This window comes from Leptospiraceae bacterium (assembly GCA_024233835.1).
Taxonomy (GTDB): domain Bacteria; phylum Spirochaetota; class Leptospiria; order Leptospirales; family Leptospiraceae; genus JACKPC01.
In genome coordinates this window covers 328,040-344,486 of the sequence record JACKPC010000005.1, presented here as the reverse complement: position 1 = coordinate 344,486, position 16,447 = coordinate 328,040, and the positions used below count along the sequence as shown (strand labels likewise).

The window sequence follows — 16,447 nt, the reverse complement described above, 5'->3', positions numbered from 1 at the left end:
TTCCTATTCAGGTAAAGATTTTCTTTAGACCTTCCCAGGTGACAAGAAAGGTTCCGATAGTACTTCCGATTTGAGGGAATAGAAGAACCAGAAAAATCCGAATTACACGATTTTGCCAGAAGCCGGTGAAATGCGTGGTGTCATCCGCAATCTTCTCAAAATCTTCTACCAGCGGTTTTCTCAGAAAAGACTCGACGAGAGCCGACATCCAACCCGGTTTGAAAATCGGAATAAAGGTTCCGAGAGGGGCCATCACAAAAGCAGTAAGAATAGATAGCGGATGAGCAAAAGCTAAAATGGCACCTATTGCAGCCAGGCCACCTTTTACCAGGATAAGGTAGTAAATATAATCCATTCCTTCTTTTTTTCCACCGGAGTAGAAGGCATAAGAAATCAGACCGACCAGAAGAAAAGGGATAATTAAAACAGAAGATTTTTGTAACAGGCTTTTTTTTGGAATTTCATCGAGAGCTTCGATTTTGTTTTCATTTTCTATATGTTTCATAATCCCTTCGAGATGTCCGGCTCCAACTACGGCAAAAAGTTTCTTGGATCCGAAGCTGGCCCTGCGAATATTCTCTGCCAGATAGATATCACGTTCATCGATAATTACATTTTTAATTTCTGAATACCTTGCCGGGAGCTGGGAGAACAGGTCTTTTAAGGCATCTTCACTTTTCATTTCTTCGATTTTATCCGGACTGATGTCTTCTTTGACCAGAAGAGAAGCGATAAGATTGGAGAGTAAATACATTTTAGAGAAGAATCCTACATTCCCCCAGGAACGTTTCAGGGTAGTTTGCACTTCCCTGTCTACCGGAACAATTTTTGCTCCTATATTTTCTGCTTCTGAAATGGCTTTACGAAGTTCATCCCCCGGCTTTACTTCTCCTCCAATTTTCTTTTGAAAGGAGGAAAGAATGAGATTGGAAAGAAGAAGATACATTTTCCGCTCTTTAAAAACCTTGAAAATATCAAGTTTTTGGAGATAGTTCGGATCTTTCATGGAATTCATTCTGGACTGGCAGAGCTCTACACAGACTGTATCCGGCTTTTCCTGTTGAATGAAGGACTCAACTGCTTCCACACTTTTTTTGCTAACATGAGCAGTCCCAAGAATATTGAGTTCGCAGTCTTTAATTTTAATTTTTCGCAGAGGTTCGGTTTGAATTTTTTCTTCAGTAGTTTCTTCTGACATGATTATCCGTTCTTTAAGAGTGTTCTAACAGTAAAAAAAAGCTTTTCTGTACTTCAAGTAGATTTTCAGAGCCCCAAAAGTGAGATTCTTTGCGAAGTTTTTTTTTGCTTAACTTGACAGGATAGATATATTTTATATAACTACTAAGTCAGGGTTCCATGATTCTTAGGGATTATAAAATCATTAATGTGGGGATAGCCGAAATTCGATCGGCAAAATCTCCCTACGTACTGAGAACCACTCTTGGCTCCTGTATTGGAGTGGTTTTATACCAGCCGGATATGAAGATTGGAGCTATTGCCCATATCATGCTCTCAAAAGATCCTATCGGTCGAGACAAACTTAAAAATCCGGATAAGTATGTAGAAACGGCTATGCCTCGCTTAATTCAGATGTTCGAGTCAGAAGGGTGCAGGCCGGGCACCTATTCTGCAAGGGTATTTGGTGGTGCTTCTATGTTTAAAAATATAAATTCTTCATTCTTACAGCATATCGGAGAAGATAATATCAATACAGTTCGAGAATTCTTACAATGGAACCAGATTCCCTTGTTAGTAGAAGATGTTGGTGGTCATGAGGGCAGAACAATTAGTCTATATCTCGATGATGGAAGAATCCTCTTAAAAAAGGCCGGTTTTGAAAAGTTCTTGTATAAGGTTAGATGATAATATGAAAGAACAGATAGATACAGTCGTCAGGGACATTAATAAACTTCCACCAATGTCAAATGTTGTGATAAGGGTTATGAACCTTGTCAGGGATCCTGCTGTTTCTATACAGGAACTGGCAACTGAGATATTAAAAGACCCTGCTATCACGGCTTCCATCCTTAAGCTTTCTAACTCGGCTTATTATAGGGCCAGTAAACCTATTCGTACAGTGCAGGAAGCTCTTATGACTCTCGGAATTAAAACTGTAAAAGAAATTATTATTTTAACTGCATCTAAAGCTATTCTAAACAAGGAATTAAAAGGATACCAGTTGGAGGGGGATGCTCTCTGGTTACAATCCCTGGTTGTAGCGGAACTATCCTCTCGAATAGCCAGAGAGAAAGGCCTGAATGTAGAAAAAGACCTGATTTTTACAGCGGGTCTTTTGCATGGAATAGGAAAAGTTATATTAAGCCAGTTTTTTCCGGGTGTCATGTTTAAAATTCGGAATGAATTAAAAGCAGATAATACTCTGAAATTTACAGAAATCGAGAAGAAATATTTCGGTTATACTTATGCCGAGGTGGGTAAAATTGCCCTGGATACCTGGAACTTTCCGGATGAATTGAAAGAAGCTGTTGCATACCATTTGGAACCGGAAAAAGCGAAAGGTTATCCTTTAATCGCTTCGGTTGTACATGTGTCTCATACAATTTCTATTGTCTCAGGTATAGGAATTGATATTGGAGGAATCTATCAGGAACTTTCACCTTTTGCATTGAAGCTTACGAAAGTTACAGAGTCCGACTTAGAGAAATTTTACCTGTCTATGCCTGAATTAGAGAAGTCCATCAACGATTTGAGAAATCCATGAATGTAGTATTAATCGGACCCAGAGGGGTCGGAAAAAGTAAAGTTTCCCGTAAGCTGTCCAAGCTTACCGGTATGGCCTATGTCATTACCGATATGGCAGCTGTCTATGAAAGCGGTGGTATCTCCATTCCCGAAATGGTAAAGAAAGATGGGGGGGACTGGCGTGATTTTCGTAGATTAGAAGTCGCTATATTACAAAAATTACAGAAAGCGGAAAATCTTATTTTGGATTGTGGTGGTGGAATCCTCTTTGATGTAGATGAGAAGGGAGAAGAATTCTTTAGTGAAGAAAAATTCAATCTCTTGCAGAATATAGGAACCGTTATCTTCCTATCCCAGGACACAGAATATCTGATAGATAAAGTAAAGAACGATCCTTCAAGACCCGATTTAAGTGCTTTAAAATCTTATCGCGAGATTTTGGAAAGAAGACTTCCTTACTACAGGAAAGCCGCTTCTTTTACCTTACAGATAGATAACAAGAAAATTACAGAAGTTGCGAAAATGGTAATAAAGCACCTCGGTCTTAGAACGTATTAAATTTACTTCTTACCTGTGAACCACGATTCCTTTTTCAAGCTTACGTTTCAGGACAAGGAGAATGCCATTGACTTTTTCAAGCACAGATTACCTCAGGAGCTTTTAAAAGATATTTCCCTCGATTCTTTAGAAATTACCAAAGATAGTTTTGTCGATCCAAACTTTCAAGATATTCATTCCGATCTTCTTTTTAAAGTTTTAATTGCAAACAAAGAAAGCTACATCTATCTGCTTCTGGAACATAAAAGCTATCCTGACAGTATGACTTCCTTCCAGTTACTTAAATATATGGTCGGTATATGGAGTCTGTATTGGAGTCAATCCTCAAAAGAAAAAAACCTCAGGCTTCCCCTGATTCTGCCTATGGTATTGTATCATGGTGGGGAAGAATGGCAATTCGGAAACGACTTTCTACAATTACAGGAAAAGATGGAAGGCTGGGAAAAATACCAGGTAAACTTTCACTATGTTCTTTTTGACTTTTCCACCTATAAAGACGAGGAGATAAAAGGAGAAATCGTAACACAGCTCTTTATCCTGCTTTTAAAGTATATAAACCGGGATGATTTTGAAGAGAAGCTGGGCTCCATTATTGAACTCTTAGCGGAACTAATGACGAAAACAACCGGGATGGAATACATAAAATCTGTTTTACTTTATATGCTATCGGGAGTCAAAGGAATAGAACTTGACAGGATTGAAAAAATGTTGGAGACTGAGAAGAGTGGGAGAGTAAAAGAAATGCTGACATCCTTAGCTGAGAGACTGGAACAAAAAGGCTATGAAAGAGCTCTGAAGCTGGTCGAAGTTGAAAAGCAAAGAGCTGAAAGAGCCGAAATCGAGAAGCAAAGAGCCGAAGCCGAGAAGCAAAGAGCCGAACATAAAACGAGGCTTAAAACAGCCATTGCCATGAAACAAAAAAGTATGGACATTCCTCTCATCAGTAGCATTACAGAACTGAATCAAACTTTCTTAGAAAAGTTTTTTACTAAAGTCGGTATCTAAAATCTTAAAAAAGCCGGAGTTATACAAACCACCGGCGTAAATTCTTAGCTGTTTTTTTACTATATCCTTAAAAAAAGACCTCCGTTTGATTTTTTTTGTCTCATTCCATTTAGTGAGTCGACAATGGAGGTTTTTTTATTTAGAATTGGAAAAATTCTAAACAATATACAGGGGATTCTAATGAAAAAAAATTTACTTTCCGTGATCTTACTTGCAGGCCTGGTCTTTGCAAGTTGTACAAAAGACAAGAATGATGACGATAAGAATTTGCTTCTGGCTGCTTATGCTATGGCTTCTGCAAATACTTCTTCCTCTTCTTCTTTGACATATAAGATTGTGGATACAGGACAGAACACCTGCTATAATTCCTCGACAGGTGCAGAAGTAACCTGTACAAAAACCGGTTATGATGGGGATTATGCAGGAAACCAGCCGAGTTATACCAAAAGTTCTGATGGGAAAATTATTACTGATAATGTTACGGGACTTATGTGGACTCAGTCTTCTGACATCAATGGAGATGGAACCGTCAATGATTCGGATAAGCGCTATCCTGAACATACCGATTCGAGTTTGAGTGCTAAGTCTTATTGTGATAATCTATCTCTGGGTGGATATGATGATTGGCGTTTACCGGATGTTAAAACATTATATTCCTTGATTCTTTTTACCGGGAAAGATGCAAGTACTGCTGATGGTTGTACAGGTGGAAGTGGCACATGTAACACTGCTTCCCTTACTTTGTTCTTAGATACTAATTATTTTGATAAGGCATTTGGAGATACTTCTGTAGGGGATCGCGTGATTGATGGACAGTATGCTACTACCAGTAAATATGTAACTACAACAATGGGAGGAGATACTACCATATTTGGTTTGAATTTCGTAGATGGAAGAATCAAAGGATATGGATATTATAAAGAAAGTTCTAAAAGTTACTTTAAAAAGTTTTATGTTCGCTGCGTACGGGGTAATACCAGTTACGGAGTAAACAACTTTGTAGATAATGGAGACCAGACCATAAGCGATAAAGCTACAGGTCTAATGTGGCAGAAAGATGATGCTGACTCTACAGATTTTGATAATGCTGTATCTGTTTGTGAAAAGGCAACGACAGCGAATTATTCTGATTGGAGACTTCCTAATGTAAAAGAATTACAGAGTATCGTAGATTATTCTCGCTCTCCGGATACTACAAGTAGTGCTGCAATTGATGCCAAGTTTAATGCTACTTCTATTACCAATGAAAACGGCAAAACAGATTATGCCTATTATTGGGCGTCCAGTACGCATCTTGAGGAAGTCGGAGCTACCGTAACAGCAAGTACAGCCGGAACCAAGGGAACCTATGTATCTTTCGGGCGTGCTAATGGTTATTTCACAAATCAGTATCTGGATGTTCATGGTGCCGGAGCCCAAAAGAGTAATAGTAAACAAAGTATTTCGACCTCTCATACCAGTATTGACCTTGGATATGGAAAGTTTTATTACAACGGTCCGCAGGGGGATGTGGAACGGATTAATAATAAAGTTCGATGTGTGAGAAATTACTAATAATACAAAAAGGCTTCCTGAAGAGGAAGCTTTTTATAGGAGTTATATATGAAACATTACTTATTTACCATAATACTAATATCTATATTTACGATACTTCATTGTTCTTCAGAAAAAAAAGATGATACGGGTACCTTACTTGCAGCAGCAGCCCTGGCAAGTAGTTCTTCATCCTCCTGTGGAACCCTAACTTTAGATAGTGTTACAGCACATAGCAAAAATAATCTTATGGCTATTGCAAAGGCAACAACAACGGCATCGGCACAGGTAGCTATTGAATTTAGTGCCAGCGGCACGGAGACTTTAACAACCTCCTATTCTACGGCTGGAACCAGTCATGAAATTACCGTTATGGGTATGCGTGCCAATACACAGTATGCAATGAAGGCTAAATGCGGTACCGCCTATAGTGATGCTAAGACTTTTACAACCGGCTCATTACCTTCCAATGCACCTACTGTTACCCTGGTTACCAAGGACAATAACAGCTTAGGTGGAATTGTAGTTTTCGGTGTGGGTGTTGGTAAGCGAACAAATCCCTGGATTCGGAAGGTTAGTGCAGGGAATATCCTTGTAGCATTTGATGATGAGGTAAAGACCATGAAAACTAATGGGGATATAGTTACTACTTACGACTTATCATCTTTGAAAAGTTCAGGTAGCTATCATCATGATGCCGTAATATTGCCTAATGGGAATATTATGACTCTTGGATATGAATATGGAACCTCAACTACAGGAGGAAATATTTCCGGAGATAAAATAGTTGAATTGGATTCTTCCGGAAATACAAAATGGGAATGGTCAACATTTTCTTATTTAGATAAGGAGCGTTTTCCGGGATCTTTAGCGAATGCTACGAAAACATATCAGGGGACTTCTTATAAGGAGTGGTCTCATTGTAATGCCTTGTATTACTCTTCTACAGATAGTTCTGTGATTCTTTCATGTCGTTCACAAAGCTGGGTTATCAAAATTGATTATTCAACAAAAGCCATTAAATGGATTATGGGAAGTAATACGGGTATTTCTTCTACTTATAATAAACAATTTATGACTCTTCAGAGTGGTTCGTGGATGACGGGACAACATGCACCCGTTATAACATCTTCGGGTAGTATACTACTCTATGATAATAGAAATGAGTCAAATGGTACCACAAGTATGAGTAGAGCTGTTCAATTTACACTCAACGAAACAGCTTATACAGCAACCCAGTCCTGGGAATATGTGGCTCCTAAATATACTATGTCTTTGGGAGATGTAGATGAACTATCGAATAAGAATATTTTGATTTGCTCCGGCGGACCGGGAACAGATCAAAATGCAAGAATCTTGGAAGTAAACTCATCCGGAACAGATGTCTGGCAGATTCAAGTGAGTAATACATCTGTCTACAGAGCTGAAAGAATATCCTGGTCAGACTTTTTGTAATTTCCACCTCCGGGTAGTCGCTCGGCTACCCGGTAATTATAATGCCTACGAATGTTGTCCATCTTCTATAGCTTCTTTTTCAGTCGGGTTATTTAAATTATAAGCCTGTATCATCAAAAAACTTAAAGTAGCGAAAACACCCGCTATCATAATAAATAATTCAAGTCCCGGTTTTTTTGCGTTAGATGATTTACCCGCAATGAAGTAAGCGTAGAGAATCGGAGCAATAAATTGATTGGAAAAAAGAGCTATAAATATGATCTTATTTGAAATGTTTTCTCTTAGAAACTGCCATAGGAATAAATTAGGATTACTTAAAATAGTCGCTGCAGCAAAAGACGCCATAAAACTCATCTCCAGAAGAGAAATTCCGACACGGGGATCTATTCCCAGACTTATATAAGCAGGATTATTTAGCAGGTGACCGAGTAGACTCAAACCTCCCGGAACAAGAGCAAGGTGTATAAGAATGTCATCAAGAATAAAAATATGCTTCGGTGTTTTACGTATTATCAGTAAAAGTTCATAGGAACCAAAAAGCAGGATACCGAGGGAAGTGAAAACAGAAGTCATTACGATACTTGATTGCGTATCTGCAAGAATGTGAGGAAAAGAGGTCATCATAAGAACAGAAGAGATATTTCCTCCCATAACAAAAACCATTAAGCCAAGAGTTGTAGTCATAGGCCAACCAAAGAGGAAACGTTTGGCGAGTCGAATCCCGGAGAGAATGCAAAGGGATAGGGCGGTAAATATAGACATGACAGGACCGCTGGCAGTGTAGAAAAGGGGCTTTTCTAAAAACCAGAAAAAAATTACAATTATAGAACCTAAAAAGCAAAGGAAATAAAAGAAGATAGCTAATTTTTCAGAAAGTTTCTCGATTTTCATTTATAATGTTTCTCCGGAGATTAGAATATCATAATTCAGATCGGACTTTAAAAGTAAGGGAATTCAGAGTCAAGAAAAAATTTAGTTTTATTAAAAGTTCTTATTAGAACGAAAAAGTATTGCATCTTTACCTTGGAACGCTATGAATGGGAAGTATATATAAGGAGGATTATAAATGAGAATGATTTATAAATTAGGATTTAGCTTGCTTCTTTTAAGTTTTCTTTTTTCTTTATTAGGAGATGGTTTAAGCTTGAAGGATAAGCGTGCCCTGGTCAAAGAAGCTCGAAGGCTTGGAACTCTCGGGATTCGGTATGCTGCTTCCTGGAAAGCACCCGGTGAGACAAAGGCAAGAACAATGGATTGTTCCGGAACCGCTCAATATCTATATAAGCATGTTCTAAATAAAGATATCTCAAGGAGTTCTTATTCGCAATATCAAGACCTGATAAAAGTCAATAGGATTAAAGATGTGCCTATGAAAGCCGGAAAAATAGATGTGGACAAATTAAAAAAAGAACTACGCACCGGAGATCTACTTTTCTGGGTGAATACGCATGATGATATTCCTGCTGATAGGAATCCTCCGGTCAGTCATGTTATGGTTTATTTAGGAATTGATAAAGATGGAAATATGAAAATGGGAGGCTCTCATACATTCGAGAAGGGCGAAACCAGCCAGAGAGGAGGGCCGGATGTATTCTTTTTCAAGCCGGATGCCTCTATTGGCTGTGTCCATTCCGTAAAAGGAAATCGGAAAAGTCCCTGTATAAAGGGAAAAGAAAGTCGATTTATGGCTTATGGTATGCCGGAATAGAAAAAAACTACAGGATGGAGATTTCTATCCTGTAGTTTAATATAAAAAAATATTCTAAAATTCTACTATTTTATGGAAAATCACTTTTTTTTATAACCTGGATATAGATTAGATCCCCAATTTCCGGACTTATCTCTTTCCCTTCAAAGAAAAATAGGGCTGTTGAATCTAAAGTTTCGATGAATTTGAAATTATTATTTTCAGAAGATTTACAAAACGAGAAAGCCTTAGTGGATTTCCGGGCCTTTATTCCTCGAATAGCAGGATTCCAGGCATATACAGTGCTTTCTTTCCATTTAATTATTTGTAAGGGAATTTGAGAATTATTTTCCTGTGGAAATAAGCTAAGAGTTCTTTCACTGAAAAGACCGGGCTTTAAAATCAGTATTCCATTTTTTATATTAAATGTATAGGGATTATGTTCGCAATCTATTACTCGAATCAATACCCATGTTTTTTCCGGACTTTTATTGCTGTAAAGTCTACAGGACTCAGGTTTTAAATTCCATTCTTTCCCTCCTTCTTCAATAACTCCTTCAATTCTCCATTCTTCATACAGACGAAATCTATTGTAACTGAAACGGGATAAACGAAAAAAAGAACCATTTTGGGGTTGTTTTTGCTTTAAGTTAAGAGCATATAAACTAAAGCCTTCAGGCAGAGAACGTTTTTGGCTAAAAAAAGTAAAAGAAGGTTCTCCCAAAACTTTAGAGAAAAGAAATGAAAGAAAAATAAAGATAAAAAATACTGGCATAATAAATCAGCTTAAAAGTTAAGATGAAGAGTTAAAGTCATTTTTTTAAGTCTAATTTATTACAAATACACATAACAGCTAGTTATTCAGGAGGCTGAAAATGAACATGCGGATTTTCAGAAAGTTATCCGGAATTTTATTCATTTTGTTTATATTGGGTTGCACCGTAAAAGATGATTCTTTAAAAAAAGAGGAGAATCTTTATCTTCTGGCTTTGAGTTCCGCAGTTTCCAGGGATTTGGACTGTAAAACCGAAACAAATTTCTGGGTTCGAAATATTGAAACCAATACGTTTTATTGTATGTCTACTGACAAGGTAGCAGAAACCTCTTTCATAAAATTATATGTAGAGAAAAATCTGGCGACAGGTTTGGATTATACGGAAGTCGTAAAAGCTTTTGATGAGAAAATTTATCCTACTTCCAAAGATGCCTTTGGCACCATGTCTTCGATTTATGCACCTGATGGGAAAATATCTGTGGTAATTCTGGATATTAAAGATGGAGCCACATCTGACTCCGGTTTTGTTGCAGGCTTTGTAGACCCAGTAAATTTTTATCAGGATGCTCCAAATAGCCGTTCTAATGAGAAAGCAGTTCTTTATATGGATGGAAACGAATTACTTACACTTCGCTTGAAAGACTTAAGTAAAGGTTATCCCGATACCTTTTTATCAACCCTTGCTCATGAATACCAGCACCTTCTACGTTACCCATACCAAATAGCTACAGGTACTCTGGATGATACCTGGCTGGATGAGGGAACGAGTGAGGTAGCTTCTGACCTGACAGGTTACGGACCTCAGACAGCAAGAATTCAGTGTTTTCGGGGAGATAAAACCACATCCTGTACCAATGGAATAGCCGGTCAGTCTTTATTTACCTGGTCCAGTTCGTTAAAGGACTACGCCTTTGCTTATGCCTTTATGAGTTATTTATATAATAATTCCGGAACTACCGATACAGAAAAGAATGCCTTTTTTAAAAATACTGTTACCGGATTGAATAGCGGCATTCGGGCAAAAGATGCCTCTACTCTGATGACAGCGTTTAAATTCAGCACCGGATATAAATCCAGTATTCTGGGTTCGGACGAGAAAGATATGTTTAAAAAGCTTTTTGCTTCTTTTATGGCTCAGGCAAGTGGTTATACATCGATGGACACAACTTATTTCGGAAACTCATCTGCTGTAAACATGGAAAGTTTGCGACTTGCTTATCCTCTTCCAACAGTACTCAAGGATATTGCCAGTCCCAGTCCCTATTCAAAGGTTACCAAGCAAACTTCGTATAGTTTGAGTCCGACACAGGTATACCGGGTGAACGGCAGTACAAATGGAATCAGTGCAGGAACGGATGGAGTCATTATAGCGAAAGGAATCGAAGAATTTGTTATCTTAAATGGAAGTTTAAATACAAGTTCGACCTCTCAAATGGTAAGTCTTGCTTCGGAAAAAGAGCTTCCCGAATTGCCTGTGTTTCAGATTCAAAAAGAAGCAGGAATACATTGCCCCCTGCAACATTTAAAGTCGGTTCACGCGATTCAAAAGAAGTTGTATAATTTAAAACCTTTAAAATAAGGGGTAAGGAATCTTACTTCGGATTATATATCTGATTCTATTGTTTTTGGGCGGGTCAATCATTGCATTTGAATTGCCTTCTGAGATACAGAAGGCAGCCCGATTGTATAATGCAAAGCTAATAGAATTCAAAAATTATCTTATGTTTCAGGAAGTTACTTTAAATTTGCTTGATAGTTATTCTATTAATACAGAAGAAAAAAGAAAACAAATTTTATACCGACTCCCTGATGGAAAGGCATATTCTTTTGTTTATTGGAAAAGTATTAATAATATAGTCACCCCATCTTCTTCGTTAACACCCTCTTTATTAACATCAATGGAAATGCATTGGTTTTCCCCCACTATTCTTAAGAAATTAGAATTTCATAAAATTCAAACAGTTTCTAACTATAATATATATGAAGTTTTCCATTCTATATCAAAAGAAAAACATGGTCTATTATATATAGATTCCAATACTTATCAAATTGGGAAATTAATAAAGTTTAAAAAAAATATTTTAAATCAAGCGGTAATCCGTCAAGAGATTAAATATTATAATGATGATAAATACCCGCTCATTGAAAGTATTTCGATAAAAACCCAATATATAGAAAAACATCAGAGATATACATTAAAGTTGTTGGTTTTAAATAAAAGCTGCTGGTATAATATTCCGATTTACGAAAAATTAAAAGCTATTGGCATTAAGCCTTAAAACCAAATTTCTTTTTAAAAAGACGAAGAGAATAATTCAAAGAATTTTGCATAGACTTAGAAGTCCAGGGAGAATTTTTCTTATACAAGTAAGGAATTTCTACTTCATCTACATTTCCATAATTCTGCTGTATAATAAAAAGGCTTTCTATATGGAAATCCTCCTCACTAGATTCCAATTCTTTTTTTGCCAGTAGATTAAAGGCACGATATGAATACCTTCGAAAACTGGAAGTGCAATCTTCAAGATTTGGACCGACTACATTCATCAAACTATCTACCATACAATAATTCATGATACGGGTGGTAGTAAACGCCAGCAATCTTCGAAGAAGTGGAGCATTTGTCTGGTTTTCACGTTTTCCTATAACCAGGTCACAGGGAGGATGTGCTAAAAAAGAGGTAATGGATTCTGCATCATAAGAGCTGTCTGTATCAAAAGTAATAATATAATTATACCCTTTCTCTGCTGCATACTTCATGCCTTTTTGAAGGGTTTTTGATAAGCCTGATTTAGCTTCCATCCTAAGGATTGTTATAGATTCAGGATAGGTCTCTTGTAAATGAACCAGAAATTCCCTGCATCCCTTTTCGGAATAATCATCTAAGAGACAGATTTCTGTATACTTGCTAATGGTTTTAACGGTTTCCGGGAGGCTTGTTTCCGGTTTATCTATGTAAAGCAAGGTCAGGTAGGTATCTTTCATATAGGACAAAGGCGGCTTGACCGCCTTTTTGTAAGAGGTTTATCCTGCGTTTGTTTCAGTTTTATCCTGTAAAAATTTTAAAATAGAATTTTTGTCTTTTTCCAGGCTATGTTTATGAATTTCTTCTATAGCTGTTTCTATTAACCCTCCTACAATAAATACGGAAGATTTCACTTCTACCTCATAAGAACGTTGAGATGTACTGGAAGAGGTTTCAGAGTAGAGGCTTGTTCCTTTTATTGTAACAACTTTTTCATTTTTTGGAGGGAAAAGCTTAAAGTCATGAGTATTTGTTTCCGTATCAAAAACCGACTCTTCCAATAGAGCTGCTTCTTCCAGCATATTGGCCATTACGGGAGGAAGAGAACCTACAAGACTAATTTTCCTCTTTTGAAAAATCTTATTACCTTCTTTTCTTTCATCTATAAGCGTAATATTTTTAAGATCGGGAAACCTATCAAGGTGCTTATATCTATCCTCTCTGGCCGCCAACAAATCACTTAAAGGATAATTGAATTTATGTGTGACTGTATATTTCATAAATGAAGCCTTATCTTTTTTGGTTAAGTATCTAATTCAGGCTTGAAATGTAAATAAAAATATTCAATTCCCCATAGATAAACAGGTTTCACAGAATAAGGGTGGTGGAAAGGGATTGACAGGAAAATATTTCTATATAATCCTAAATGCGGTCAATAACCCGGTATTTTCATACCTGAGAGCAGACAGTTTGGAGGTTTTTTTAATGGATAACCAAAGTGAAATTGAACAATGGAAGTATCGATTTAACGAGTTCCTGAAGAAATATAAAGAAAATAATTTATCTTCTGAAGAAGTTTTAGAAAAATCATTTGAGTTTTTTTTACAATGGAAACATGACATAATAGAGACATCTAATAATTTAGCTGTTTCACTTTTAAAATTTCCGCAGCAGATTCAAAACGTAGTAGAATCAAAGGACAGGTTATTAACTATATCGGATAGAAACGCATCTACTTCTCAGGATCTGGCCAGTTCATCGGAAGAATTAGAAGCAAACCTGGATAGAATTTTAGAAAATACCGAAAATGCCAACCGAATCGCAGAAAGAACGGAACGCAATGCTCGTGAAATCGGGCATAACCTCGATCGATTACAAAATCTAACGAAAAATTTAAATGCAGATTCAATACAATTAAAAAGTGATAACTCCCAAATGCTTTCGGAAATCCAAAACCTAAATCATTTCACCGGTGAGCTTGCTTTAAGTATTCGAGATATTAGAGAAATCTCAGACACAACAAAAATTTTAGCAGTAAATGCTTTAATTGAATCGGCACATGCCGGTGAAATGGGAAAAGGTTTTGCTGTTGTTGCAGATAGAGTTTCTGAATTATCAAAAAAGACTAAATCTATAGTAGAGGATATTAATGAAAAATTTTTAACTTTATTTGAAAAACTGAAAAGCTGGAGTCAAATCCTTCTTCAGCAAATAGGAAATGTGGATGGAAATATAGATAATTTAAACCATATTCTTGAAAGCATAGAGGCGAACTCCCAAAAACTCTCAGACACACAGGAAAGCTTTATTGAAATACAATCGGTTTATAAAGATATACAATTAGCATTAAAGGAAATCAGGAATGGTTCTGATATATTAACAAAAAGTTCTATTCACCTTTCTGATTCTTCAACAAAAATTCAGGAAGAGAGTGTATATATAAACGAACAACTTGAATTTATTAGTGAAGAAATTCAAGATGTTGTTCGGAGTATTACGAATCAGAATGCTTCCTGGTTACACGAATTTATTCTGGCTCGAAAGCATGATCATGTTTTATGGGTTCGTGATTTAGAGAAAGCGATACAGGATCAAGATATTCATTCCATCCCGGAAATGGATCATAGAAAATGCAAACTGGGAATGTGGTATTATTCGGCTGCTATAAAAGATCCACGACAGGAAAAAGTTCATCGTTCTATGGAAGAACCGCATATGCGATTACATAGTGCAGCAAAAATCATTTGTGAATTCATAAAAGAGGGAAATTTAGAAGCGATAGAGCGGGAAAGAGAAAAGTTGGCTGAGAATTATAAAAACATTATTTCTTGTTTTCATGACTATGAAACGTATCTTGAAAGTCGGATTCTTGAAAAACTTTCGTAAAACAAGTGAAGGGAAGATAGAAAAATATATGCTATACAAGAAAAGCCCTTTCGAGAGCCTGTATTATTAAAGAGATTCCTATGAAAAAGCACCTTGATAAAGTAAAGAATATTTTAGAAGCACTTCCTTATATTACGGAATTTGCGGGTAAAACAATTGTTGTAAAATATGGCGGAGCTGCCATGGTCCATGAAGAACTTAAAGAATCTTTTGCCAGAGATATTGTTCTTCTGAAGTATCTGGGTATAAATCCTGTAATTGTACATGGTGGAGGGCCTTTTATTAATACAATGCTAAAAGACCTAAAAGTCGAATCTGAATTTGTTAGAGGACACAGAAGGACAGATGTTAGAACAATGGAAGTTGTGGAAATGGTTCTCTCTGGTACTATCAATAAACAAATAGCCAGTCTCATCAGTAGTAAAGGTGGAAAAGCGGTAGGGATTTCGGGTAGAGATGCAAAGCTTTGTATCGGAGAAAAATATATGCCTGAAATAGCCGATGGAAATGGGAAACTTGAAAAAGTGGATATAGGTCTTGTAGGTTCTATAACAAGAGTAAATACAAAACTTATTGATGCTTTACTGTCAAAAAACTTTATTCCGGTTATTTCACCTATCAGTGAGTCAGAAAATGGAGACGTGTTAAATGTAAATGCTGATAATGTGGCCGGTGCCATAGCCGGAGCCTTAAATGCGGAGAAGCTAATTCTTTTAACCGATACAGAAGGTATCATAATTGAGGGTAAACCACAGAGCGTAATGAAGAGAACCGAAGTGGAGCATTTTAAGGAGAGTGGAGAAATTTCAGGTGGTATGATTCCAAAAGTTGATTGTTGTTTAAAAGCGATGGATGATGGAGTTCATAAAGCTCATATTATTGATGGAAGAGTAGAGCATTCCGTTTTACTGGAATTATTAACTGACACAGGGGTTGGAACGCTCATCACTCCCGAATAAAAATTATTTGCTTTCTATTTCTTCTTTTGGATATAGTTTATCTCTTGCAAATAAAAGCTCAATATCTCTCGTAGGACATTTTTTAAACCTGCGAGGGTCCATTTCAAAAATAATTAAGCATAAATAAGATTTATATTTCGCTATATATATATATTCCGTAATACTTAAGTTTCCGAGAATGTCAGCTCTTATCTTTTTTAACCAGGGACTATCTTCATTAACTTTCTGGTATCTCATAGTAGAAAGGTTTAAATCTCTCAGTACGTGTTCGTTCCTTTTGTCTCTTTTTCGAATTTCGTTTCTAAGATGAAAAAGAAGATTTTCTTCTACACGTTCTTTTTGATTATTCTCCTGTTCTTTTTTGTAATCAAGAGGATCGATTAAAAAGTAAGTGCTATAGAATTCTCTATCCAGGTCTAAATCATCTCCCATAATTTTTGCTTTTTCTTCGGTTGAGGAAGAAGAAGTCTCTGAAGTTTTGGGAGCCTCCCCTTTAGAGCTTTCCAGTCCATTGGTTTCATCTACCTGGGCATAAACGGAAAGAGACAATAAAAAACTTATTAGAATTAGTATAGATTTCATCTCTACAATCATCGGATTTTTCTGAAAGAAAAAAAAGAATATTTTCCAAATTGTTGGTT

The 16,447-nt window shown here is 36.6% G+C and carries 17 protein-coding genes; 11 read left to right on the top strand and 6 right to left on the bottom strand.

The genetic code is table 11. The features are described 5' to 3' along the window. Positions 1–7: 7 nt before the first annotated feature. On the bottom strand, positions 8–1,198 hold the full coding sequence (locus H7A25_21800) for a TraB/GumN family protein (protein MCP5502548.1): 1,191 nt from the start codon (positions 1,196–1,198) through the stop codon (positions 8–10). A gap of 158 nt (positions 1,199–1,356) precedes the next feature. Between H7A25_21800 and H7A25_21795 the strand changes: the two genes are divergently transcribed. From H7A25_21795 to H7A25_21770, 6 genes are all read left to right on the top strand, one after another. Then, positions 1,357–1,863, top strand: a complete 507-nt coding sequence (locus tag H7A25_21795) for a chemotaxis protein CheD (GenBank protein ID MCP5502547.1) — start codon at positions 1,357–1,359, stop codon at positions 1,861–1,863. Between the two features lie 4 nt (positions 1,864–1,867). Further along, the gene (locus H7A25_21790; protein ID MCP5502546.1) at positions 1,868–2,722 is read left to right on the top strand and encodes an HDOD domain-containing protein; all 855 of its coding nucleotides are present in this window, start codon (positions 1,868–1,870) and stop codon (positions 2,720–2,722) included. Further along, positions 2,719–3,261, top strand: coding sequence for a shikimate kinase (locus H7A25_21785; GenBank protein ID MCP5502545.1), 543 nt, complete (start codon positions 2,719–2,721; stop codon positions 3,259–3,261). The genes H7A25_21790 and H7A25_21785 overlap by 4 nt, the downstream gene beginning before the upstream one ends. Positions 3,262–3,276: 15 nt before the next feature. Beyond that, entirely contained in the window at positions 3,277–4,266 is a 990-nt protein-coding gene (locus tag H7A25_21780; protein MCP5502544.1) for an Rpn family recombination-promoting nuclease/putative transposase, read from the top strand. 123 nt (positions 4,267–4,389) lie between these two features. Continuing rightward, positions 4,390–5,820: a DUF1566 domain-containing protein gene (locus H7A25_21775; GenBank protein ID MCP5502543.1), complete on the top strand. Its 1,431-nt coding sequence runs from the start codon at positions 4,390–4,392 to the stop codon at positions 5,818–5,820. Between the two features lie 48 nt (positions 5,821–5,868). Beyond that, a complete protein-coding gene (locus tag H7A25_21770) occupies positions 5,869–7,254 on the top strand; it encodes an aryl-sulfate sulfotransferase (GenBank protein MCP5502542.1) in 1,386 nt (461 codons plus the stop codon). Between the two features lie 45 nt (positions 7,255–7,299). On the opposite strand, the gene H7A25_21765 is transcribed toward H7A25_21770, so the two are convergent. Further along, positions 7,300–8,145 carry a hypothetical protein gene (locus H7A25_21765; protein ID MCP5502541.1) on the bottom strand — a complete coding sequence of 282 codons (846 nt, stop codon included), beginning with the start codon at positions 8,143–8,145 and terminating at the stop codon, positions 7,300–7,302. Positions 8,146–8,320: 175 nt separating this feature from the next. Here H7A25_21765 and H7A25_21760 point away from each other — a divergent pair, with 175 nt between their 5' ends. Further along, positions 8,321–8,962, top strand: coding sequence for a C40 family peptidase (locus H7A25_21760; GenBank protein MCP5502540.1), 642 nt, complete (start codon positions 8,321–8,323; stop codon positions 8,960–8,962). A gap of 70 nt (positions 8,963–9,032) precedes the next feature. On the opposite strand, the gene H7A25_21755 is transcribed toward H7A25_21760, so the two are convergent. Continuing rightward, on the bottom strand, positions 9,033–9,716 hold the full coding sequence (locus H7A25_21755; GenBank protein MCP5502539.1) for a hypothetical protein: 684 nt from the start codon (positions 9,714–9,716) through the stop codon (positions 9,033–9,035). Positions 9,717–9,816: 100 nt separating this feature from the next. Here H7A25_21755 and H7A25_21750 point away from each other — a divergent pair, with 100 nt between their 5' ends. Together H7A25_21750 and H7A25_21745 are read left to right on the top strand one after the other, a co-directional pair. After that, positions 9,817–11,295, top strand: coding sequence for a hypothetical protein (locus H7A25_21750; GenBank protein ID MCP5502538.1), 1,479 nt, complete (start codon positions 9,817–9,819; stop codon positions 11,293–11,295). Between the two features lie 142 nt (positions 11,296–11,437). Further along, complete coding sequence (locus tag H7A25_21745) at positions 11,438–11,995, top strand: hypothetical protein (protein MCP5502537.1); 558 nt, start codon at positions 11,438–11,440, stop codon at positions 11,993–11,995. Here H7A25_21745 and H7A25_21740 read toward each other — a convergent pair. Continuing rightward, positions 11,985–12,701 carry a glycosyltransferase gene (locus H7A25_21740; GenBank protein MCP5502536.1) on the bottom strand — a complete coding sequence of 239 codons (717 nt, stop codon included), beginning with the start codon at positions 12,699–12,701 and terminating at the stop codon, positions 11,985–11,987. The genes H7A25_21745 and H7A25_21740 overlap by 11 nt on opposite strands. Positions 12,702–12,740: 39 nt before the next feature. Next, positions 12,741–13,241 (bottom strand): DUF2505 family protein, encoded by a 501-nt coding sequence (locus tag H7A25_21735; protein ID MCP5502535.1) that lies wholly within the window; start codon positions 13,239–13,241, stop codon positions 12,741–12,743. Between the two features lie 205 nt (positions 13,242–13,446). Here H7A25_21735 and H7A25_21730 point away from each other — a divergent pair, with 205 nt between their 5' ends. Together H7A25_21730 and argB are read left to right on the top strand one after the other, a co-directional pair. Next, positions 13,447–14,847: a CZB domain-containing protein gene (locus H7A25_21730; GenBank protein MCP5502534.1), complete on the top strand. Its 1,401-nt coding sequence runs from the start codon at positions 13,447–13,449 to the stop codon at positions 14,845–14,847. A gap of 80 nt (positions 14,848–14,927) precedes the next feature. Beyond that, positions 14,928–15,806 (top strand): acetylglutamate kinase, encoded by an 879-nt coding sequence (gene argB / locus H7A25_21725; GenBank protein MCP5502533.1) that lies wholly within the window; start codon positions 14,928–14,930, stop codon positions 15,804–15,806. 3 nt (positions 15,807–15,809) lie between these two features. Here the strand turns inward: argB and H7A25_21720 are convergent, their stop codons facing one another. After that, a complete protein-coding gene (locus tag H7A25_21720; protein ID MCP5502532.1) occupies positions 15,810–16,388 on the bottom strand; it encodes a hypothetical protein in 579 nt (192 codons plus the stop codon). Positions 16,389–16,447: the final 59 nt, after the last annotated feature.